At 70.7% G+C, this 19,783-nt stretch carries 22 protein-coding genes and 1 tRNA gene; 12 read left to right on the top strand and 11 right to left on the bottom strand.

Going from position 1 to position 19,783, the window contains the following annotated elements; translation table 11 throughout:
- Positions 1-80 precede the first annotated feature (80 nt).
- Positions 81-965 carry a hypothetical protein gene (locus tag OG430_RS38375; RefSeq protein ID WP_327357267.1) on the top strand — a complete coding sequence of 295 codons (885 nt, stop codon included), beginning with the start codon at positions 81-83 and terminating at the stop codon, positions 963-965.
- An 86-nt stretch (positions 966-1,051) separates the two neighbouring features.
- Here OG430_RS38375 and OG430_RS38380 read toward each other — a convergent pair whose 3' ends face one another.
- From OG430_RS38380 to OG430_RS38395, 4 genes are all read right to left on the bottom strand, one after another.
- Positions 1,052-1,372: a DUF202 domain-containing protein gene (locus OG430_RS38380; RefSeq protein ID WP_327357268.1), complete on the bottom strand. Its 321-nt coding sequence runs from the start codon at positions 1,370-1,372 to the stop codon at positions 1,052-1,054.
- Positions 1,362-1,760 carry a YidH family protein gene (locus OG430_RS38385; protein WP_327357269.1) on the bottom strand — a complete coding sequence of 133 codons (399 nt, stop codon included), beginning with the start codon at positions 1,758-1,760 and terminating at the stop codon, positions 1,362-1,364. Before OG430_RS38385 ends, OG430_RS38380 begins: the two co-directional genes overlap by 11 nt.
- 87 nt (positions 1,761-1,847) lie before the next feature.
- Positions 1,848-2,420 (bottom strand): NUDIX hydrolase, encoded by a 573-nt coding sequence (locus tag OG430_RS38390; RefSeq protein ID WP_327357270.1) that lies wholly within the window; start codon positions 2,418-2,420, stop codon positions 1,848-1,850.
- On the bottom strand, positions 2,380-3,324 hold the full coding sequence (locus OG430_RS38395; protein ID WP_327357271.1) for a DMT family transporter: 945 nt from the start codon (positions 3,322-3,324) through the stop codon (positions 2,380-2,382). Before OG430_RS38395 ends, OG430_RS38390 begins: the two co-directional genes overlap by 41 nt.
- 374 nt (positions 3,325-3,698) lie before the next feature.
- On the opposite strand from OG430_RS38395, the gene OG430_RS38400 reads away from it, so the two are divergent.
- Complete coding sequence (locus tag OG430_RS38400) at positions 3,699-5,354, top strand: FAD-binding dehydrogenase (protein ID WP_327357272.1); 1,656 nt, start codon at positions 3,699-3,701, stop codon at positions 5,352-5,354.
- Between the two features lie 20 nt (positions 5,355-5,374).
- Here the strand turns inward: OG430_RS38400 and OG430_RS38405 are convergent, their stop codons facing one another.
- Positions 5,375-5,800, bottom strand: a complete 426-nt coding sequence (locus OG430_RS38405; RefSeq protein WP_327357273.1) for an ASCH domain-containing protein — start codon at positions 5,798-5,800, stop codon at positions 5,375-5,377.
- Between the two features lie 264 nt (positions 5,801-6,064).
- Here OG430_RS38405 and OG430_RS38410 point away from each other — a divergent pair, with 264 nt between their 5' ends.
- Both OG430_RS38410 and OG430_RS38415 read left to right on the top strand, forming a co-directional pair.
- Positions 6,065-6,718 carry a molybdopterin-dependent oxidoreductase gene (locus OG430_RS38410; RefSeq protein WP_327359420.1) on the top strand — a complete coding sequence of 218 codons (654 nt, stop codon included), beginning with the start codon at positions 6,065-6,067 and terminating at the stop codon, positions 6,716-6,718.
- Complete coding sequence (locus OG430_RS38415; RefSeq protein WP_442816762.1) at positions 6,669-7,310, top strand: cytochrome b/b6 domain-containing protein; 642 nt, start codon at positions 6,669-6,671, stop codon at positions 7,308-7,310. The genes OG430_RS38410 and OG430_RS38415 overlap by 50 nt, the downstream gene beginning before the upstream one ends.
- Positions 7,311-7,423: 113 nt before the next feature.
- Here OG430_RS38415 and OG430_RS38420 read toward each other — a convergent pair whose 3' ends face one another.
- A complete protein-coding gene (locus tag OG430_RS38420; protein WP_442816763.1) occupies positions 7,424-7,906 on the bottom strand; it encodes a gluconokinase in 483 nt (160 codons plus the stop codon).
- Between the two features lie 197 nt (positions 7,907-8,103).
- Here OG430_RS38420 and OG430_RS38425 point away from each other — a divergent pair, with 197 nt between their 5' ends.
- On the top strand, positions 8,104-9,153 hold the full coding sequence (locus OG430_RS38425; protein WP_327357276.1) for an LLM class flavin-dependent oxidoreductase: 1,050 nt from the start codon (positions 8,104-8,106) through the stop codon (positions 9,151-9,153).
- A 307-nt stretch (positions 9,154-9,460) separates the two neighbouring features.
- Positions 9,461-11,695 carry an MMPL family transporter gene (locus OG430_RS38430; protein ID WP_327357277.1) on the top strand — a complete coding sequence of 745 codons (2,235 nt, stop codon included), beginning with the start codon at positions 9,461-9,463 and terminating at the stop codon, positions 11,693-11,695.
- 59 nt (positions 11,696-11,754) lie between these two features.
- On the opposite strand, the gene OG430_RS38435 is transcribed toward OG430_RS38430, so the two are convergent.
- Complete coding sequence (locus OG430_RS38435) at positions 11,755-12,270, bottom strand: hypothetical protein (protein ID WP_327357278.1); 516 nt, start codon at positions 12,268-12,270, stop codon at positions 11,755-11,757.
- 74 nt (positions 12,271-12,344) lie between these two features.
- Positions 12,345-12,749, bottom strand: coding sequence for a YchJ family protein (locus OG430_RS38440; protein ID WP_327357279.1), 405 nt, complete (start codon positions 12,747-12,749; stop codon positions 12,345-12,347).
- 123 nt (positions 12,750-12,872) lie between these two features.
- Between OG430_RS38440 and OG430_RS38445 the strand changes: the two genes are divergently transcribed.
- A complete protein-coding gene (locus OG430_RS38445; protein ID WP_327357280.1) occupies positions 12,873-13,673 on the top strand; it encodes an SDR family NAD(P)-dependent oxidoreductase in 801 nt (266 codons plus the stop codon).
- 21 nt (positions 13,674-13,694) lie between these two features.
- Here the strand turns inward: OG430_RS38445 and OG430_RS38450 are convergent, their stop codons facing one another.
- Positions 13,695-14,660, bottom strand: a complete 966-nt coding sequence (locus OG430_RS38450; RefSeq protein ID WP_327357281.1) for a GlxA family transcriptional regulator — start codon at positions 14,658-14,660, stop codon at positions 13,695-13,697.
- A 134-nt stretch (positions 14,661-14,794) separates the two neighbouring features.
- On the opposite strand from OG430_RS38450, the gene OG430_RS38455 reads away from it, so the two are divergent.
- On the top strand, positions 14,795-15,787 hold the full coding sequence (locus OG430_RS38455; RefSeq protein WP_327357282.1) for an NADP-dependent oxidoreductase: 993 nt from the start codon (positions 14,795-14,797) through the stop codon (positions 15,785-15,787).
- A gap of 100 nt (positions 15,788-15,887) precedes the next feature.
- Here OG430_RS38455 and OG430_RS38460 read toward each other — a convergent pair.
- Positions 15,888-15,972 (bottom strand) — tRNA-Leu (locus OG430_RS38460).
- 178 nt (positions 15,973-16,150) lie between these two features.
- Here OG430_RS38460 and OG430_RS38465 point away from each other — a divergent pair.
- The 3 genes from OG430_RS38465 to OG430_RS38475 all read left to right on the top strand — a co-directional run bounded on the left by OG430_RS38465 (position 16,151) and on the right by OG430_RS38475 (position 18,781).
- On the top strand, positions 16,151-17,482 hold the full coding sequence (locus OG430_RS38465) for a M20/M25/M40 family metallo-hydrolase (protein ID WP_327357283.1): 1,332 nt from the start codon (positions 16,151-16,153) through the stop codon (positions 17,480-17,482).
- Between the two features lie 182 nt (positions 17,483-17,664).
- Positions 17,665-17,898, top strand: coding sequence for a chaplin (locus OG430_RS38470; protein WP_327357284.1), 234 nt, complete (start codon positions 17,665-17,667; stop codon positions 17,896-17,898).
- Between the two features lie 136 nt (positions 17,899-18,034).
- Positions 18,035-18,781: a chaplin gene (locus OG430_RS38475; protein ID WP_327357285.1), complete on the top strand. Its 747-nt coding sequence runs from the start codon at positions 18,035-18,037 to the stop codon at positions 18,779-18,781.
- Between the two features lie 79 nt (positions 18,782-18,860).
- Here OG430_RS38475 and OG430_RS38480 read toward each other — a convergent pair whose 3' ends face one another.
- On the bottom strand, positions 18,861-19,049 hold the full coding sequence (locus tag OG430_RS38480) for a DUF5703 family protein (RefSeq protein ID WP_018535088.1): 189 nt from the start codon (positions 19,047-19,049) through the stop codon (positions 18,861-18,863).
- Positions 19,050-19,096: 47 nt separating this feature from the next.
- Between OG430_RS38480 and OG430_RS38485 the strand changes: the two genes are divergently transcribed.
- On the top strand, positions 19,097-19,777 hold the full coding sequence (locus OG430_RS38485; protein WP_327357286.1) for a hypothetical protein: 681 nt from the start codon (positions 19,097-19,099) through the stop codon (positions 19,775-19,777).
- The last annotated feature ends 6 nt before the right edge of the window (positions 19,778-19,783 follow it).

Below are 19,783 nucleotides of genomic sequence, written 5' to 3' on the forward strand. Positions count from 1 at the left end.
TCCGAAATGCCCATATTTTTGGGGAGTGGCGCTCGAAAATCGTGTGACCAGGAGGTGCTGCGAGTGCTGGAGTTGCTGTCATGTCTACGTCGCCGACGCCGCCCCAGCCGTACCGGTGGACGCTCTCCTCCTACGGAGGTGGGCGGCCCGACCGGACCGGAGTACTGCCCGAACCGCCCGCCCGTGCCGACGACGGGACGCCGGGCGAGTGGTACGTCGATGAACTCACCGCCTGCACCGCCAAGGTCCTTGCCCGCGCGGGCGGCGCCGACCTCTGCTTCCTCGGCCGTTCCCTGGACGGCATGTACGACCTGCTGACCGGCGCCCTCGAATACGCCTCCTGGCCGGGACGGCTGCACCGGCTGCCCGTGTCGTGCCTCGACGACGAGGCATGGACGCCCGCCGTGCGGCGCCGTTTCCGGGAGCATCTGGCGGCCGTGGGCCTGGAGCCGTCCGCGCTGGCCCGCCGCAAGCGGCCCATCGCCCTGGTGGACGTGGTCTTCTGGGGCCGCAGCTTCAGCACGCTGCACCGCAATCTCGCCGCCTGGATCGAGGAAAGCCGCGAGCCCTGGCCGGTGATCCGCCGCAAGCTGCGCTACGTCGGGGTGACCAGTCGCGGCAAACCGAGCCCGAAGCACGAGCGTTGGCAGCAGTCCGAGGCCTGGGTGCGCAGCCTGCCCGCCGGACACGTCGTCAACGTGTCCATCGATTCCGGGATGTGGGGCGTCATGGCCGACCACGAGCCGAAGCTGACCCGGTCGTTCCCGCACTGGCTGTGGCATGACATCGAGGCTCCCGTGGTGGAGCGGCACGCGAAGGTGGCGCCTGCCCTCAACCGGGCCAAGGCCCTGGTGGCCGCCGGCCGCACCCACGAAGTCCGCGACGAGCTCGTGCGCCTGATGGCCCGCGAACCGGGCTTCGCCGACCGCGAGGTGCGCGCCCTCGCCGGGGCGATACGGGGCTGACCGCCCGCGCGACCGCCGGGCCGACGCCGCCGGCTCAACTGCTGAGCGGGCCCCGCATGCTCAACCGCCGGCCCGGCCCCGCCCGCTCACCCCACCACCGCCACGGCGAACACCGCGAGCCCGATCGTGCAGCCCACGACGCCCGTGGCCGTCCGCAGCGTCATGGTGCGCGGCCGGGGCACCGAAAGGGCGCTGATCCGGTGGTGGGCGAGGAGCAGGAACGCCAGCCAGAGCAGCAACGAGAGCGCCGCACCGAGCAGTCCCAGCGGGCCGGCCCCGTGCCGCAGCGCCTGCTTGCCCGCGAGTACCGCCGCCACTGTGCACGACAGCGTCGTACGCCGCCAGGCCAGGCGGGTCCGCTCCGGCTGCAGCCCCGGATCCCGCGCGACCACCGGCTCAGCCGCCATCGGCCCAGCCGAACACCACCACGACCACCATGATCAACGCGACCACGCCCACGGCCAGACTGAGCAGCGCCGGAAAGCGCGACACCGGCAGGTCCTCGCCCCGCCGCATGGCCAACTCGCAGCGCACCCAGTGGTTCACGGCCCGCAGCGAGCACAGGGCGCCGACCGCGAGCAGCGCGATCGCGAGCCCCGCCCGCCAGCCCCAGCGCAGATCGGGCAGAAACTGATCCACGGCGAAGCCGCCGCCCACCAGGGCGAGCGCGGTCCGCACCCAGGCGAGGAAGGTGCGCTCGTTGGCGAGCGAGAACCGATAGTCGGGGGTGTCGCCCTCCTCGCGGATGCGGCGGGGCGCCAACCAGAGGCGCAGCGACTCAAGGAACCCGATCACGGCCCGCACCCTACCCACATCCAGCTCCTGAGGCGTTCGAGGAGCGGGGCCCCGGGGCGGCGCACCGTAGCGATCGGCAGGTCCGGCTCAGCCCGCAGGATCCTCCCGGAACAGCTTCAGCCGCTCGTACGCCGCCAGCCCGTCCGGCGTCCACTCCCACTCGCCGAGCCGCCGCTCCAGCTCCGCCTCCGTGAGGAACCCGTGCCAGGCGACCTCCGCCACCTGAGGCTCGACGGGGAGGTCGCAGCGCACCTCGTAGACGTACGACCACCAGCCCTGCCCGTCCGCCTCGTACAGGAACTTGAACAGGGGCGTGGGCTGCGGGAGTCCGCTCACCCCCAGCTCCTCCTCGGCCTCGCGCAGCGCCGCCGTGTCGTAGCTCTCGCCGGTCCCCACCACGCCGCCCACGAACATGTCGTACAGCGACGGGAAGACCAGCTTGTGGGCCGTCCTGCGGTGCACGAATATCCGGCCCTCGCCGTCCCGGGCGAGGATGAAGGCGCACCGGTGGCGCAGCCCCAGGCGGTAGGCCTCACCGCGGGGCGACTGGCCGATGACGCGGTCCTGCTCGTCGACGATGTCCAGGATTTCGTCGGCGTTCAGCCCCTCGCCCGGCCCCTCAGGGGCGTGGGCGTCGTTCGTCGAGTCCGGTGTGCTCATGCGCCTCATCCAACCAGGCACCACTGACAACGACCCGCTCGCGCGGACCGCACCCGGTGGGCATCGCCGGATGCCGGCCGAGCAGCACGATGCCGGCCACGATCGCCGCAAGGCCCGCCGCCTCCCAGGTCAGGGCCACCGTGTCGGTGCGCAGCCGGTCGCCCAGGAAGCCGACCCCGCAGACGATCCCGGCCAGCGGCTGCGCGGCGGTCAGGGCGGGCAGGGAGCTGCGCAGCGGGGCCATCTCGAAGGCGCTCTGCACGAGCACAAGGCCGGTGACGCCGAGCGCGAGCACCGCGTACGGCTGCCACGACGACACCAGCGCGAACCAGCCGTCCGCCGTCAGCCGCTGCCCGGTGATCCGCGTGAACGCGTCCTGCAACCCGTAGAGCAGCCCGGCAGCGAGCCCGAGCAGCGTGGGCCCCGCACTCAGCCGCAACCGTCTCGCCACCACCGTGAGCAGCAGCGCCGCACCCACCACCACGCCCACGATCAGCCAGTGCCGCAACGGATGTGCCCCGCTGCGTCCGCCGTGCGGTTCACCGGCCACGATGAAGGCCGTGACACCGCCCGCGAGCAGCAGCAGCCCGCCCCAGCCCTGCCGTCCGAGCGCCTGTCGGGTCAGCCTGCGCGACAGCGCCATGGCGAACAGCAGGTTCGTCGCGAGCAGCGGCTCGACCAGGGACACCTCGCCCCGGCCGAGCGCCAGCGCGCCGAGCGCCATCCCGCAGGCGCCGAGTCCGATGCCCGCGAGCCAGCGCGGCACCCGGACCAGGTCCAGGAGCAGCCGGGGGGAGAGGAAGTCGTCCAGAGGCGCGTGCCGGGCGGCGCTCTGCTGGAGGACGAAGCCGAGGCCGAGGCAGCAGGCCGCGCCCACGGCGAGGACGAAGACGAGCACGGTCACGTGGCAGACCTCAAGACCGGTCGGGCGAAGGGGACTTGACCGACCATAGCGAGCCGCCTTCTTGATCGCCTCTTGGCGGCCGCCGTACGGGCCGACCGCCCGGCGGGGCGCGAGGCTGGCCGCGCGTGGGCGTGCAGGTCGGCGAGCGGGGCCCGGCTGCCCGGAGGCGGACGGTCCCTGGCGCGCGTGGCCGAACTCACGCCAGGCGCCCGGGCGCACGCCCCCTGAACCCGATCTTCACTGCGCCCGCCCCACCGGAAGGTTGACGCACCGCCGCCGGGTCCCGAAGATGCAGACTCACCAGTAGCTTCGGCAGCAGCCCCCGGGCCTGGGGCGCTTCCGAAGCGCCTCGGGCCCCGACAGGACGGATGACCATGGCGTACGACGCTGATGTGATCGTGATCGGGGCCGGCCTCGCCGGACTGGTGGCCACCGCGGAACTCGTGGACGCGGGCCGCAAGGTGATCCTGCTCGACCAGGAACCCGAGCAGTCGATCGGCGGCCAGGCGCACTGGTCCTTCGGCGGCCTCTTCTTCGTCGACTCGCCCGAACAGCGCCGGCTGCGGATTAAGGACACCAAGGAGCTCGCCCTCCAGGACTGGATGGGCACGGCCGCCTTCGACCGCGAGGAGGACCACTGGCCGCGCAAGTGGGCCGAGGCGTACGTCGACTTCGCGGCCGGTGAGAAGCGGTCCTGGCTGTACGGCCAGGGAGTCAGGTTCTTCCCGGTCGTCGGCTGGGCCGAGCGCGGCGGATACGACGCCACCGGGCACGGCAACTCGGTGCCGCGCTTCCACATCACCTGGGGAACCGGGCCCGGCCTGGTCGCCCCCTTCGAGCGCCGGGTCCGCGAGGGCGTCGCGCGCGGCCTGGTCCAGCTGAAGTTCCGGCACCGCGTCACCGGCCTCACCCGCACCGACGGGACCCTCGACACCGTCACCGGCGAAATCCTCGAACCGTCCTCGATCGAGCGCGGCCAGGGCAGCTCCCGCGCCGTCACCGGCGCCTTCGAGCTCAAGGCCCAGGCGGTGATCGTCACTTCGGGCGGCATCGGCGGCAACCACGATCTCGTACGCGCCAACTGGCCCGAGCGACTGGGCACTCCGCCGGAGAAGATGCTCTCCGGCGTCCCCGCACACGTCGACGGCCTGATGCTCGGCATCGCGGGGGAGGCGGGCGGCCGCCTCATCAACGGCGACCGGATGTGGCACTACACCGAGGGCATCGAGAACTGGAACCCCATCTGGAACAAGCACGGCATCCGCATCCTGCCCGGCCCGTCCTCCCTCTGGCTGGACGCCCGCGGCAAGCGCCTGCCGGTCCCGCTGTTCCCCGGCTTCGACACGCTCGGCACACTCGACCACATCATGCACTCCGGGCACGACTACACCTGGTTCGTGCTCAACCAGCGCATCATCGGCAAGGAGTTCACGCTCTCCGGCTCCGAGCAGAACCCCGACCTGACCGGCAAGTCCGTACGCGGCGTCATCGACCGCGCGCGAGCCGATGTCCCCGGCCCGGTCAAGGCGTTCATGGACAACGGCAACGACTTCATCGTCGAGAACGACCTCACCTCCCTGGTCCGCCGCATGAACGCGCTCACCAAGGAGCCCCTCATCGACGAGGCCGAGCTGCGCCGCGAGATCACCGCGCGCGACCGGGAGATCGCCAACCCCTTCACCAAGGACCTGCAGATCACCGCGATGCGCGGCTCCCGCAAGTTCCTCGGCGACAAGCTCATCCGCACGGCCGCCCCGCACCGCATCCTCGACCCGAAGGCGGGCCCGCTGATCGCGGTCCGGCTCAACATCCTCACCCGCAAGAGCCTCGGCGGCCTGGAGACGGACCTGACCTCGCGAGTCCTCGCCGACGGCGGCGAGCCGCTTCCCGGCATGTACGCGGCCGGGGAGGCGGCGGGCTTCGGCGGCGGCGGTGTGCACGGCTACCGCTCGCTGGAGGGCACCTTCCTCGGCGGCTGCATCTTCTCGGGGCGCGCGGCGGGCCGGGCGGCGGCGAAGGCGGTCGGCTGACCCTCCGGGCTCATCCGGGCTCAGGCAAGGCGTTCGGTGACGCGGAAGCGTTCGGCGACGACCGGGGTGTCGTCGCCGACCGTGAACGCCGGATCGCCGAGGACCTCCCGCAACTCCGCCCCGTGCCAGAACTCCTCGTGCACCGCGCGCCATTGGGCCACAGTCGTATGACCTTCGCCCTCGTCCACGGCGTGCCGCAGGCCGACCTCGGCGAGGGGCAGCACCCGCACCTCGGTCGTCTCGACGACCGCGACCGGACGGCCGGCGGAGTCGATGAGCGCGAATCGCTCACCCGCGCGGGGCAGCGGTTCCTTCTCCGCCTCGTACGCGGCGAGCAGTCCGGTGGTCGAGGTCTTCGCGCCGGAGAGCACCGCGGCCACCAGACGGTCGCGCAGCGGCCCGGGGAAGGCGAGCTCGAAGGGCGGCAGGTCGGACGGGAGAGTCATGCGGCAGAGCGTAGTTCGGAACCCGCGCGGGTCCCACGTGGTGAAAACCGTGACCCGCGCGGGTCCCACGAGACGAAAACCGTGACCCGCGCGGGATGACGAAAGTCTGACGTCCCCTCGCGGCCCCTGGCCGAGTCAGGCCCCAAGTGCTCGAATCGGAACGTGACCTCACCACCGCCCGACCCCGCACCACCCGAAGACGCTTCCGAAGGTGCTTCCGAAGACACCCGGGGCACCCCTGTCGGCCGCCGCCTGATCCTCGGCATGCTCGGCCTCGGAGCCGCGGGAGTGGCCGCGGCCCCGATCCTCCAGCGAGGCGTCGAGGCCGTGGCCAAGAAGGACCCCACGGGCCTCACCGACGTCCTCCCCGCGGGCGGCGGCTTCCGGTACTACTCGGTCGCGGCATCCGTCCCGCGCAAGAACGCGGACACCTATCGCCTCACCGTCGACGGCCTGGTCGACCGCCCCGGCGCCTACACCCTGGCCGACCTGCGGGCGCTGCCCCAGACCCGGATCGTCCGCGACGTCCAGTGCGTCACCGGCTGGCGGGTCCCGGACACGCCTTTCGAGGGCGTACGCCTGTCCGCACTCCTGGACGCCGCCGGTGTGCGTTCCACTGCCCGAGCGGTCCGCTTCACCTGCTTCGACGGTACGTACAGCGAAAGCCTCACCCTCCAACAAGCGCGCCGCAAGGACGTGTTGGTGGCCCTGCGCATGCAGGACAAGCCGCTCGGCCACGACCACGGCGGCCCCGCGCGCCTCTATGTCGCGCCCATGTACTTCTACAAGTCGGCGAAGTGGCTCTCCGGGATCACCCTCACCTCCGAGGTGCGGCCCGGCTACTGGGAGGAGCGAGGCTATGACGTCGATGCCTGGGTCGGCCGGTCCAACGGCCGCGACGACAACCCCACCGTCTGAAGTGCGGCCGCGCGTGCGGAGGTTCAGCCGTGCGGAACGCTGGGTGCACCGCACGACGGCAGCCCTGATGCTGACCTGCCTGTTCTCGGCCGCCTGCCTGTACGTCCCGCAACTCGCCCAACTGGTGGGCCGCCGCTACTTCGTGGTCACGGTCCACGAGTGGTCGGGCCTGCTCCTGCCCGCACCCTTCCTCCTCGGCCTCGCCTCCCGCGCCTTCCGCGCCGACCTCCGCCGCCTCAACCGCTTCGGCCCGCACGACCGCGTGTGGCTCCGCTCGGCCCTGCGCCGCGACCAAGGGCCGCGTCCCGCGGGGAAGTTCAACGCAGGACAGAAGTCGTACGCGTCCTGGCTGGCCGGCGCGACCCTGGTGATGCTGGCCACGGGTCTGCTCATGTGGTTCACCCACGTCGCCCCCTTGTCCTGGCGCACGGGCTCGACCTTCGTCCACGACTGGCTGGCGCTGGCGATCGCGGTGGTCCTGGCGGGCCACATCGGCATGGCGCTGGGGTCGCCGGAGGCGCGGCGCGGCATGCGAACGGGGCAGGTGGACCGTTCCTGGGCAGACCGGGAACACCCGCTGTGGCGGCCCTGAACCAACCAGCCCGTCCGGCGTTTGAGGACAGAGGCCGAAGGCCGATCCGGGGGTCTAGGGGCGGAGCCCCAGGCTGTCCGCAGGACTTTCGGGAAGGGGCGGGGAGGGGAAAATCAAACGTCCCGCAGAGCGCCGACCACTACGGCCACAATCTCCTCCGGCGCCGGCGCGACATCCACCACAACCCCCACCTCATCCGAACCCAACGGCTCCAGCGTCGCAAACTGCGAATCCACCAGCGAGCCGGGCATGAAGTGCCCGACCCGAGCCTCCTGCCGAGCCCCGATCAACTCCCGCGACCCGGCCAGATGCACAAACACAAGCCCCGGCGCAGCCGAGCGCAACCGATCCCGATACACCCGCTTCAGAGCAGAGCAACTGATCACCCCGCCCACCCCCTCCCGTGAAGCGGCCGCACACCATTCCCCGACCCGATCAAGCCAAGGCCACCGATCCTCATCGGTAAGCGGAGTCCCGGACGCCATCTTCGCCACGTTCTGCGGGGAGTGGAGGGAATCCCCCTCCGCATACGCCACACCCAGCCGGGAAGCGATGAGCCGCCCCACCGTGGACTTCCCCGTCCCGGTCACGCCCATGACCACCAAGACCCGGCCGTCAGCCACCGCTCCACACCCTCTTCCTCGCAAAACCGCACGTCACGCCCATGATGCCGGATCAGGTCAGGGTGGCCGGGAAGGCCCTTGGGCCCGCACAAGCACATGACACAGGCTCGGGACGCGGCGCAGGGGGCGCCGCCCCGCACGGCGGGGACAGCACCAGAAAGGCCTGACTCGTGAAGTTCAGCTATGTCATGCTGCCCGACTACCCGCTCACCGAGTCCCTCGCCTCGATCAGGCTCGCCGACGAGCTCGGCTTCCACGCCTGCTACGCCGCCGACGAGACCTGGCACAAGGACATGTGGCTGCTCTTCGCCGCGGCGGCCCGCGAGACCCACAACATCCGCTTCGGCCCCAGCCTCTCCTCGGTGGTCCTGCGTGAGCCGACGCTGATAGCCCAGGCCCTCGCCACCCTCGACGAGCTCTCCGACGGCCGCGCCGAAGGCGTCCTGTCCAGCGGCAACTTCGGCCTCCTCGCCCAGTACGGCATGGACTGGACCCGCCAGAAGCCGCTGTCCCGCACCAAGGAGGCCCTGCACGTGGTCCGCACCCTCCTGGACGACGGCGCGATCACATACGACGGTGAATTCTTCACGTACGACGGCCTGTTCACCTTCGCCCGCCCCGTCCAGGACCACCTGCCGCTCAAGCTGGGTGCGATGCGCGGCCCCAAGTCCTTCGAGGCGGCCGGGGAGTTGTCGGACGGCTGCCACCACGCGCTGAGCTACACGAAGGAGGCGTACGACTACGCGGTCGAGCACATCCGCATCGGCGCCGAGCGGGCCGGCAAGAACTACCGGGACCTCGACATCGGCGCCTGGGTCGTCTTCGCCACCGGCCCCGACTCCGCGAAGGCCAAAGAGGCCGCCCGCTCCATGGTCGGCATCTACGCCTCGTCGATGCCCGAGGAGCAGCTGCGCCGCAACGGCGTCGACCCCGCCGAACTCAAGCCCGTGATCGACGCGATCGGCGCCGGCGATCTGGCCCGCGGCATCGAGCTCACCTCGCCGGAGGTCGCCGAGAAGCTCTCCGTCTCCGGCACCCCCGAGGAGTGCCTGGAGAAGATCCGCCGCGACATCGAGCCCAGCGGCGTCAACCACATGATCTGCGCGATCACCGACCGCAGCCTCGTGCACGCCTTCACCGGTCGCGACCTCGAAGGGGTCGCCGATGTGGACACCCAGCTCCGCCTGATCCACGACAAGATCATGCCGAGCTGGGCCTGAAGGGTCTCAGCGGCTGAGTGGCTCACGTAGCCCCTGACCTGCGATGTGAGCCAGGTCACCGATGGGCGTACGGCGGAATTCGAGCCTCCGACGTATGGCGCTTACATGCATCTTCGCGGACGTACGCCTATCGGTGACATAAGCGCCGCGCACTACACCAGACGCAGTACGTCGGTCCAGTCACTGGGCAGGATCAGATCGCGGCTGTGCGCCTGGAACATGGAAGGGCACTCCCCGGCTATCCCCTGGATCCAACTCCTGCCGGGGCTTCGTCCTGCCTATTTCTCCTATGGAAGCTTGGTTCCAGGTGGCTACATTCCTTTACCGGCTCGGCCGAGGCGCGTTCCGGCGCCGCGGCCTGGTCGCCCTGCTCTGGGTGGCCATAATCGTGGGCATCGGCGGCGCCGCATCTGTCGCGCCCGCCGCGCCCGAAGACTCCTTCTCCATGCCCGGCACCGAGTCGCAGAAGGCCTTCGACCTGCTGGCCGAGCGCTTCCCGGGCCAGGCCTCCGACGGTGCCACGGCCCGTGTGGTGATCAAGGCCCCCGAGGGCGAGAAGCTCACCGACGCCGCCGGCAAGGCGCACGTCAAGGATCTGCTCGCCGACCTCGGCGACAACCCGCAGGTCAAGGAGGTCGCCAACCCCTTCGAGGCCAATGCCGTCAGCAAGGACGGCTCGACCGCGTACGCCTCCGTGTCGTACAAGGTCAACGCCCAGGAGCTGACCGACAAGGCCCGTGACGCGCTCACCAAGGCCACCGACGACGCCCGCAGCGACGGCTACACCATCGAGACCGGCGGCGACGCCCTCATGGCGGAGCCCGAGATGGGCGGCACCGCCGAGATGATCGGCATGGGCGTCGCGCTCGTCGTCCTGGTCCTCACCTTCGGCTCGCTGATCGCGGCCGGCATGCCGCTGATCTCCGCGATCATCGGTGTCGGTATCGGCACCTCAGCCATCGCGGCACTCGGCTCCGCCCTCGGCCTGTCCGCCACCACGGGCACGCTCGCCTCGATGATCGGCCTCGCGGTCGCCATCGACTACGCGCTGTTCATCATCGCCCGCTTCCGGGCCGAGATCGCCGAGGGCCGTGCACCCGACGAGGCCGCGGGCCGTGCTGTCGGAACCGCCGGTTCCGCCGTGGTGTTCGCCGGTCTGACCGTGATCGTCGCCCTCGCTGGCCTCTCGGTCGTCAACATCCCGATCCTCACGAAGATGGGCCTGGCCGCCGCGGCCACCGTCGCTGTCGCCGTGATGATCGCGCTGACCCTCACCCCGGCGCTGCTCGGCATCATCGGCAGGTTCGCGCTGAGCCGCAAGGACCGCAAGGCCCGCAAGAACGGCACCGCGCCGAAGAACGCCGGCAAGCCCAAGCTCGGCACCCGCTGGGCCCAGTTCGTGCTGCGCCGCCCGGTGGCCGTGCTGATCACCGCGGTGCTCGGCCTCGGCATCATCGCCGTGCCGGTCTCCAGCCTCGAGCTCGGTCTGCCCGACGAGGGCAGCTCCGCGCCCGACTCCACGCAGCGCAAGGCCTACGACATCCTGTCGGACTCCTTCGGTGCCGGTTTCAACGGTCCGCTGAACGTCGTCGTCGACGCCAAGGGCACGGACGATCCGAAGGCCGCCGCCGAGGCGGTCGGCAAGAAGATCGACGACCAGAGCGAGGTCGCTGCCGTCAGCCCGGCCGTGTTCAACAAGGCCGGCGACACCGCCACCATCACCGTGATGCCGAAGACGGCGCCCGCCGACCCGGCCACCGAGACCCTGGTCCACGACCTGCGGGACCTGTCCGGTGACATCAAGGCCGAGACCGGCGCCGCCATGCTGGTCACCGGCACCACCGCCCTGAACATCGACTTCTCGCAGACGCTCAACGACGCCCTGCTGCCGTATCTCGCCCTGATCGTCGGTCTGGCGTTCATCCTGCTGATGCTGGTGTTCCGCTCGGTCCTGGTCCCGCTGAAGGCCGCCCTCGGCTTCCTTCTCTCGGTCCTCGCCGCGCTCGGCGCAGTCGTCGCGGTCTTCCAGTGGGGCTGGCTCGCCGACATCTTCGGCGTCGAGCAGCCGGGACCGATCATGTCGATGATGCCGATCTTCATGATCGGTGTGGTCTTCGGTCTGGCCATGGACTACGAGGTGTTCCTGGTGACGCGGATGCGCGAGGCCTATGTGCAGGGCGCCTCGCCCGCCGAGGCCATCACCACGGGCTTCACCCTCGGCGGCCGGGTCGTCGCGGCAGCGGCGATCATCATGATCAGCGTGTTCTCCGGCTTCATCCTGGAGACGAACGACATGGTCAAGATGATGGGCTTCGGCCTCGCGATCGCGGTCCTCTTCGACGCCTTCGTGGTCCGCATGGCCGTCGTGCCCGCGGTCCTCGCCCTGCTCGGCAACAAGGCCTGGTGGCTGCCGAAGTGGCTCGATCGCGTCCTTCCCAACGTGGACGTCGAGGGCGAGAAGCTGCACAAGCAGCTCGACGGGGACGACGACGGCCAAGCCCCTGCCCCGCAGGAGCGCGAGCCGGCCCCGGCCGGGGTCTGACCGGCCGGCACCACGTAACACCACCTGGCACCACCGCGCGGCCCCGGCGAACCGATCAGCTATCGGTTCGCCGGGGCCGCGCGCCGCAGTGCGCCCAGAACTTCCTCGAGCCGTCCCACCGGCACGTCCGGCAGCAGCATCCCGAGGGCGAGCGTGAGCTTGCCGAGCAGGAACGTCGTGTCGGGCGTCGTACGCACCAACTCCCGCACCACCTCGACATCCCCGGCCGCCACCGCCTCCAGGAACTGCGCGGCATCGGGCCCGGCACCCTCCTCGGTGAGCACATCGCGCTCCCCGTACGGCGTGCGGCGCGCGAAGTGCCGCAGCACCTGGTCGCCCGCCTCGGGCAGATAGGCCTTGCGTACGCCCTCGTTGGCGATCCAGCACAGCGCCGAGACAAGATCCGAGACGGCGTCCGCGTCCCCGTCCCGCGCGCCCTCGACCGCGGCGATCTCCGCGTCGTACGCCAGCTGATTGCCGTGCCGGAACGCCAGCAGCAGCCGCGCCGCCCGCGCCTTCGCCTCGGCCACCTGACTCGGGTCGCTATCGCCCGACTTGGGTATGGAACCACTCATATGGCCCGAGCCTACCGAGTCACGCGACCTGGCCCCTCAGGGGGATGTCCTGGTCGCTTACGCGGAAATCGCCGCTACTCCCCGATGTCCCCGTCGACGTACACCCACGCCCCGTCCACCCGCTCGAACCGGCTGTGCTCGTGCAGCGACCCCGGCCGCCCGCCCTCGGTGTAGCGCGCCCGGAACGTCACCGTGCCCGTGCGGTGAAAGGCGCTTCCCTCACCGGTGCCGAGAATCTCCAGGCCGGTCCAGCGCATCCCGCCGTCGAAGCCGATCCCCGGCGGCCGCGTCCGCGGATGCCAGGTGCGCAGCAGATACGCCTCGTCCTCGACGGCGAACGCGGCATAGCGCGACCGCATCAGCCCTTCGGGCGTCGCGGCGGCGGCCTGCCCGGAGTGCAGCCTTCCGCAGCACTGCGCATAGGTGGCGGGCAGCCCGCACGGGCAGGGCGAGGTCGGTTCGGTCGTACGACGAGACATACGGCCATTGTGCAGGCCGGGGGCGGTGCCCCCGGCGGCGCGTGCGTTGTCAGTGGGTGTCCGTACGATCATTCGTAGGCCTGGTTCCCCACGCTGTCCCGCACCCCTGGAGGCCGAACACCCATGTCCGATCAGCGAGTTGTCCTCGTCACCGGTGGCGGCACGGGCATCGGCGCGGCCACCGCGCGACTGCTCCGCAAGGAGGGCCACCAGGTCGTGATCTCCGGCCGCCGCCCCGAACCGCTGCGCCGCGTCGCGGAGGAGACCGGAGCCCTGGCCCACCCCTCGGACACCACCGACCCCGACGACGTACGCGCTCTCATCGAGGCGACCGTCGCCGCGTACGGACGCCTCGACGGGCTCGTCCTCAACGCAGGGGTGGGGCGCGGCGGGGGAGTCGGCGAGATATCCCTCGACGACTGGGAGTTGGTCCTGCGCACCAACCTGACCGGCCCGTTCCTGCTGCTGCGCGCCGCCCTGCCGCACCTGCTGGCGGCCCGCGGCTCGGTCGTGGCGGTCGCCTCGGCGTCCGCCCTGGTCTCCGGACCGGGGAGCGCGGCCTACGCCACCTCCAAGGCGGCGCTCCTGCAGCTGTGCCGCTCCCTCACCGTGGACTACGGCCCCCAGGGTCTGCGCGCCAACACCGTGTGCCCCAGCTGGATCCGCACCGAGATGGCCGACCGCCGCATGACCCGCTTCGCCGAACAGTCCCAACTGCCCGACAAGGAGGCCGCGTACGAGGAAGCCACCCGCCTCAACCCCACCCGCCGCCCCGGCGACCCGCAGGAGGTGGCGGAGGCCATCACCTGGCTCCTCTCGCCCGCCGCGTCCTTCGTGAACGGCGCGACCCTGACCGTCGACGGCGGTGCCACCACCCTCGACCCGGGCACGGCGGCCTTCGACTTCCGCATCGAGCCGCGCTGATCCAGGGCGCCGGTTCAGGGTTCAGGCGGTGGCGCGGAAGGTGCGCCGGTACGCCGCGGGGGAGACGCCGATCGCGGCCTGCAGATGCTGGCGCAGCGAGGTGCCGGTGCCGAAGCCCGCGCGGTGCGCGACGAGGTCGACGGGCCAGTCCGTGGTCTCCAGGAGGTGCCGGGCCCGCTCCACCCGCTGCTGCACCAGCCACACCCCGGGGCTGGTGCCGACCTCGTCCCGGAACCGCCGGGTGAAGGTCCGCAGGCTGACCTGGGCGTGTGCGGCCATGTCGGCGAGCGTGACGGGTTCGGCGAGGCGCTCCAGAATCCAGGCGCGGGTGGGCGAGGTGCCGCCGGCCGACGGCGGGGGTACGGGACGCCGGATGTACTGGGCCTGCCCGCCGTCGCGCCACGGCGGCACGATGCAGGACCGGCCCACCTCGTTGGCGACGTCGCTGCCATGGTCGCGACGTACGAGATGCAGACACAGATCGACCCCGGCTGCCACACCGGCCGAAGTCAGCACGTCACCGTCATCGACGAACAACACATCGGGATCGACCCGCACCTTGCCGAACAGCCGTTGCAGCGCCTCGGTTTCACGCCAGTGCGTGGTCGCCCGCCGATGGTCGAGCAGTCCGGCCGCGGCCAGCACGTAGGAGCCCGTACAGATCGCCACCATGCGGGTCCCGGGCCGTACACCTGCCAACGCGTCCCGCACCGCCTCGGGCAGCCGGCCCTCCTCGCGAATGGCGATGCCCACGCGATGCGAGGGCGGGACGACCACGGTGTCCACGCGCGCGAGCAGTGACGCGTCATGGCCGACCACCAGGTCGTAGTCGGCCTCGGCCCGCACCGGCCCACCGTCCAGGCTGCACGTCGCCACGGAGTAGAGCGGATCCCCGTCCGCGTCGCGCGCGGCACCGAAGATCCGGGCCGGAATGCCCAACTCAAAGGGCACGACGCCGTCCAGGGCCAGAACTCCCACCGAGTGCATGGCCCGATCCTTTCAGACCTTGACCATCAGGCCACTACCAGGGCTTCCGGGCGCCGGACAGAGTGGGCCGTGCCCGAGAAGCGGTCCGTTGACCAGCACAAACAACCCTCATCGCCGCAAGGAAGTGCCCCACCATGCCCGACGCCGCCCTCACTCTTCCCCCGCTCCCTCCCCTCCCCGCGACCATGCGGGCCATCACCCAGGTCCGCCCGGGCGGACCCGAAGTCCTCGAACTCGTCGAGACCGAGCGCCCGGTCCCGGGCCGGACCGAGATCCTGGTCCGTGTGCACGCGGCAGGCGTCAACCCGTCCGACTGGAAGACCCGCGCCAGAGGCGTCTTCGCCGACGGCGCGCAGCCCCCGTTCACCCTGGGCTTCGACGTCTGTGGAGTGGTCGCTGCCGTCGGCCAGGGCGTCACCGTCTTCAAGCCGGGCGACGAGGTGTTCGGCATGCCCCGCTTCCCGCACCCCGCGGGCGCCTACGCCGAGTACGTCACCGCCCCGGCCCGACACTTCGCGCACCGCCCGGCCGCCCTCGACCACGTCCACGCGGCGGCGCTCCCGCTCGCTGCCCTGACCGCCTGGCAGGCCCTGGTCGACACGGCCGACGTCCGACCGGGACAGCGCGTGCTGATCCACGCCGCCGCGGGAGGCGTCGGCCACCTGGCCGTGCAGATCGCCAAGTCCCGTGGCGCGTACGTCATCGGCACCGCCCGCGAGGCCAAGCACGCCTTCCTGCGCGGCCTGGGCGCCGACGAACTCATCGACTACACCCGGCAGGACTTCGCACACCAACTGAAGGACATCGACGTCGCCCTCGACACCGTCGGCGGCACCTACGGACCACGCTCCCTGCGTACCCTGCGCCCGGGCGGCACCTTGATCACCCTCTCCTCGCCGGACGACGCCGTCCCCGCCGAAGAGGCGCACGCCGCGGACGCACACGCCGTGTTCATGCTCGTCGAACCCGACCAGGAGGGACTGCGACAGATCGCGTCCCTGGTCGACAGCGGCCAACTGCGGGTCGAGATCGAGGAGGTCGTCCCGCTGGCGGAGGCGGCCAGGGCACATGAACTCGGCGAGACGGGCCGCACCACCGGCAAGCTGGTCCTGTCCGTGACGCCCTGACGCGACGGGCCCGCACACGATGAGCCGCGACGGGCCCCGCACACGACAAACACAGAGGGTGTCGGCCGATTCGGCCGACACCCTCTGTGTCTACTGCTTGTGTCCGAGGGGGGACTTGAACCCCCACGCCCGATAAAGGGCACTAGCACCTCAAGCTAGCGCGTCTGCCATTCCGCCACCCGGACCGGTGACCCGCGGATTCCCGCGGCGACGTGGAAAACCATAGCAAACAATCGGACCTCCCTGATCACACCCCCTCACCTGTGTGAACGCCGCATGACGGCGCGGACCTGCCTTGGGCGCGGAGGGGATGGCGCGGGAGGATGAGAGGGACCACCAGGAGCGACAGCGGGAGGAATCAGCGTGAGCGGGCCGAGCACCACCAAGGCAGTCTCTGGCGAGGACGAGGTCGTCGACCTCTGTCGCGAACTGATCCGGATCGACACCAGCAACTACGGCGACCACTCGGGTCCGGGCGAGCGCAAGGCCGCGGAGTACGTCGCGGAGAAGCTCGCGGAGGTCGGCCTCGAGCCGCAGATCATCGAGTCCCACCAGGGGCGGGCCTCGACCGTGGCGCGGATCGAGGGCGAGGACCCGAGCAGGCCGGCGCTGCTCATCCACGGCCACACCGACGTGGTGCCGGCCAACGCGCAGGACTGGACGCACCACCCGTTCTCGGGCGAGATCGCGGACGGCTGTGTCTGGGGCCGTGGCGCGGTCGACATGAAGGACATGGACGCGATGACCCTCGCGGTCGTGCGGGACCGGATGCGCAGCGGCCGCAAGCCCCCGCGCGACATCGTGCTGGCCTTCCTCGCGGATGAGGAGGCCGGGGGGACGTACGGCGCCCGGCATCTCGTCGACAAGCATCCCGGTCTCTTCGAGGGCGTGACCGAGGCGATCGGTGAGGTCGGCGGGTTCTCGTTCACCGTGAACGAGAACCTGCGGCTGTATCTCGTGGAGACCGCCCAGAAGGGCATGCACTGGATGCGGGTCACGGTCGAGGGCACGGCCGGGCACGGGTCCATGACCAACAAGGACAACGCGATCACCGAGCTGTGCGAGGCGGTCGGGCGGCTCGGGCGGCACGAGTGGCCGGTGCGGGTGACGAAGACCGTACGTTCCTTCCTCGACGAGCTCTCCGACGCCCTCGGCACCGAGCTCGACCCGGAGAACATGGACGAGACGCTGGCCAAGCTCGGCGGCATCGCCAAGATGATCGGCGCCACGCTCAAGAACTCGGCGGCGCCGACGATGCTCGACGCGGGCTACAAGGTGAACGTCATCCCCGGCCAGGCCAGCGCCCGCATCGACGGCCGGTTCCTGCCCGGGCACGAGGAGGAGTTCCACGCCGACCTGGCCCGTGTGCTCGGGCCCCGGGTGAAGATCGACGAGGCCGGCTCGCACCTGGACAAGGCGCTCGAGACGGACTTCGACGGCAAGCTCGTGGACGCGATGCAGACCGCGCTCAGGGCGGAGGACCCGATCGCCCGCGCCATCCCGTACATGCTCTCCGGCGGCACCGACGCCAAGCACTTCGACGACCTGGGCATCCGCTGCTTCGGCTTCGCGCCGCTCCAGCTGCCGCCCGAGCTCGACTTCGCCGGGATGTTCCACGGCGTGGACGAGCGAGTGCCGGTGGACGGTCTGAAGTTCGGTGTCCGTGTGCTCGACCGGTTCATCGACGCCTCCTGACCAGCGGGAACGCCGGGTTCGTACCCGCATGACCTGCTGAAACGAAACTCCAATAATCGGCAGCGCGTGCGTACTTGACTGAAAAGAGTGAAAGGAACCATAGGCTCGTAGCCCGATTACTCCCTCCTCGTTACAGGTGGTGCAGTCCGCGGCTGGGACTGCATTGCCAACAAGGAGGAATAATGATCAAGAAGGTCGTCGCTGCTGCGGCTGCCACTGGTGGTCTCGTGCTCGCGGGTGCGGGTATCGCTGCTGCCGACGCCGGTGCCCAGGGTGCCGCCGTGAAGTCTCCCGGCGTGCTCTCGGGCAACGTTGTTCAGGCGCCCATCCACATCCCGGTGAACGCGTGTGGAAACACGGTCACCGTGATCGGGCTGCTGAACCCCACCTTCGGCAACACCTGCACCAACGCGTGACGTTGTGCCTCACCCCATGAGGGTCTGAGTCCGTCGGCCCCGGAGTGCGAGCCATGCACTCCGGGGCCGCTGGGCATTCGGCGCACGCGTCAGGAGGCTCGTGCGCACTCCGGAAGGTCAAAGGCAGGGAACAACCATGCGACAGGTCACGCGTAAAGGCCTGATCACGGTGGCGGCCGCCAGCGGCGTGCTCGCCGTCACCGGTGGCTACGCACACGCCGACTCGGGCGCCAACGGCAAGACGTCGGACTCACCCGGCGTCGCCTCGGGCAACACGATCCAGCTCCCGGTCGACGTGCCGATCAACCTCTGCGGCAACACCGTGAACGTGATCGGACTGCTCAACCCCGCGGCCGGCAACAGCTGCGCCAACGACTCCGACAACGGCACGGGCGGCAAGCACAAGCCGTCCGGCGGCGGAGCCACGGCCGAGGGCAGCGCCAAGGACTCACCCGGCGTCGCGTCCGGCAACCATGTGCAGCTGCCGGTCGACGTCCCCGTGAACGCCTGCGGGAACAGCGTCAGCATCGTCGGCCTCGGCAACGCCACCTCGGGCAACGCCTGCAGCAACGAATCGGGCCCGGTCAAGCCTCCCGGCAACGACCACCCCGGCGAGCCGCAGGAACCGCAGGAGCCGGACGAGCCGAACGAGCCGAACGAGCCCGGGAATCCGAACAACCCGGATACTCCGGACAACCCGTCCAGCCCGGACGAGCCGACGAATCCCAATGAGCCGGGGACGCAGATCGTCACCCCGCCCAAGGGCTCCGAGCAGCTCGCCCACACGGGCAGCGACTTGCCGATCGGCATCGCCGTTCCGGCGAGCGCCGGTCTGCTGCTCGCGGGTGCGGTGCTCTACCGCAGGTCGCGTCAGGCCGCGTAAGGCATGACAACGGAGTGGGCCCCGCTTTCGCGGGGCCCACTCCGTATTTGTGCGCACTGCGCAAGGCGTGCGACGCCTGTCACCATGTGGCGCGCACCTGGCGAATGATCCGGCGGCGCAGCCGCACCCTGCGGCTGCCGTCCCGGCGCAGGCTCAGTCGGTCCAACTCCCAGTGTCCGTACTCTGCATGGTCCGTGAGGAGACGAGTCGCTTCCTTGCGGGAGACCCCGCGCGGTACGTACACGTCGACAAATTCGTATTCCGGCATCGCATCTATTGTGCGGGCAACGCCCAGGTACGGATAGCGTCTGCACTATGTCTGATGCTGCGCAGCCCACCGCTGCCGAGGTACGCGCCGCCGCCGAGGCGGTCAAGGCCGCTCTCGACGCCCACCTTGCGGCCGTCGAGGGACGGTCGGGCGAGGACGACCCGGACGTCTACGAAGCGTTCAACGAGCTCGCCGCGGCCGCCGAGGCGTACGACGAACTGCTCTACGACGCCTACGACGAGGTCACGCCCTTCGAGATCCCCGGCGCCGAGGACACGCTGCCGCCCTACAGCGGGCCGGACGAGCCGAACGCGCTGAGCGTGCTGATCCGCCGGGACTACTCGGTGGTGGAGCCACAGCGGCTGCTCGCCCAGTCGCAGCGGGTCGCCGACCTGGACGCCGACACGGAGGCGGGCGAGGCGTCGGCCGCGGGTGTGGTGGGCAGCAGCGTGCATGCCGCGCTGGGAGTGCTCTTCGGGGAGTTCGAGCCCGATGAAATCGCCTCGCGGCACAAGGAGTTCGGCCTGGAGGAGGGCGACTCGACGCTCTGGGTCACGGCGATCGACGAGCCGGCCGACCCCGGGGAGTGGCTGGACTCGCCCTTCGAGCAGGCCGATCCGCAGCGGATCGTCTGCCGGTTCGATGTGAGCGCGGTCTTCGACGAGGAGCCGGACGACGAGCTCGATGACGAGGCGGACGACGACGAGCTGGTCGACGTCGAGCACTGATCGTGG

Origin of the sequence: Streptomyces sp. NBC_01304, from assembly GCF_035975855.1 — a bacterium.
GTDB lineage: Bacteria > Actinomycetota > Actinomycetes > Streptomycetales > Streptomycetaceae > Streptomyces.

What these genes read in the sequence shown, in the direction of transcription:
- OG430_RS38400 (WP_327357272.1), top strand. Translation starts at nt 3,699, where the DNA reads ATGGCGTACGACGCTGATGTGATCGTGATCGGGGCCGGCCTCGCCGGA.
- OG430_RS38405 (WP_327357273.1), bottom strand. Translation starts at nt 5,800, where the DNA reads ATGACTCTCCCGTCCGACCTGCCGCCCTTCGAGCTCGCCTTCCCCGGG.
- OG430_RS38450 (WP_327357281.1), bottom strand. Translation starts at nt 14,660, where the DNA reads ATGCACTCGGTGGGAGTTCTGGCCCTGGACGGCGTCGTGCCCTTTGAG.
- OG430_RS38440 (WP_327357279.1), bottom strand. Translation starts at nt 12,749, where the DNA reads ATGTCTCGTCGTACGACCGAACCGACCTCGCCCTGCCCGTGCGGGCTG.
- OG430_RS38420 (WP_442816763.1), bottom strand. Translation starts at nt 7,906, where the DNA reads ATGGGCGTGACCGGGACGGGGAAGTCCACGGTGGGGCGGCTCATCGCT.
- OG430_RS38415 (WP_442816762.1), top strand. Translation starts at nt 6,669, where the DNA reads ATGCCTGGGTCGGCCGGTCCAACGGCCGCGACGACAACCCCACCGTCT.
- OG430_RS38455 (WP_327357282.1), top strand. Translation starts at nt 14,795, where the DNA reads ATGCCCGACGCCGCCCTCACTCTTCCCCCGCTCCCTCCCCTCCCCGCG.
- OG430_RS38375 (WP_327357267.1), top strand. Translation starts at nt 81, where the DNA reads ATGTCTACGTCGCCGACGCCGCCCCAGCCGTACCGGTGGACGCTCTCC.
- OG430_RS38485 (WP_327357286.1), top strand. Translation starts at nt 19,097, where the DNA reads ATGTCTGATGCTGCGCAGCCCACCGCTGCCGAGGTACGCGCCGCCGCC.
- OG430_RS38475 (WP_327357285.1), top strand. Translation starts at nt 18,035, where the DNA reads ATGCGACAGGTCACGCGTAAAGGCCTGATCACGGTGGCGGCCGCCAGC.
- OG430_RS38445 (WP_327357280.1), top strand. Translation starts at nt 12,873, where the DNA reads ATGTCCGATCAGCGAGTTGTCCTCGTCACCGGTGGCGGCACGGGCATC.
- OG430_RS38410 (WP_327359420.1), top strand. Translation starts at nt 6,065, where the DNA reads ATGCTCGGCCTCGGAGCCGCGGGAGTGGCCGCGGCCCCGATCCTCCAG.
- OG430_RS38390 (WP_327357270.1), bottom strand. Translation starts at nt 2,420, where the DNA reads ATGAGCACACCGGACTCGACGAACGACGCCCACGCCCCTGAGGGGCCG.
- OG430_RS38380 (WP_327357268.1), bottom strand. Translation starts at nt 1,372, where the DNA reads ATGGCGGCTGAGCCGGTGGTCGCGCGGGATCCGGGGCTGCAGCCGGAG.
- OG430_RS38480 (WP_018535088.1), bottom strand. Translation starts at nt 19,049, where the DNA reads ATGCCGGAATACGAATTTGTCGACGTGTACGTACCGCGCGGGGTCTCC.
- OG430_RS38435 (WP_327357278.1), bottom strand. Translation starts at nt 12,270, where the DNA reads ATGAGTGGTTCCATACCCAAGTCGGGCGATAGCGACCCGAGTCAGGTG.
- OG430_RS38470 (WP_327357284.1), top strand. Translation starts at nt 17,665, where the DNA reads ATGATCAAGAAGGTCGTCGCTGCTGCGGCTGCCACTGGTGGTCTCGTG.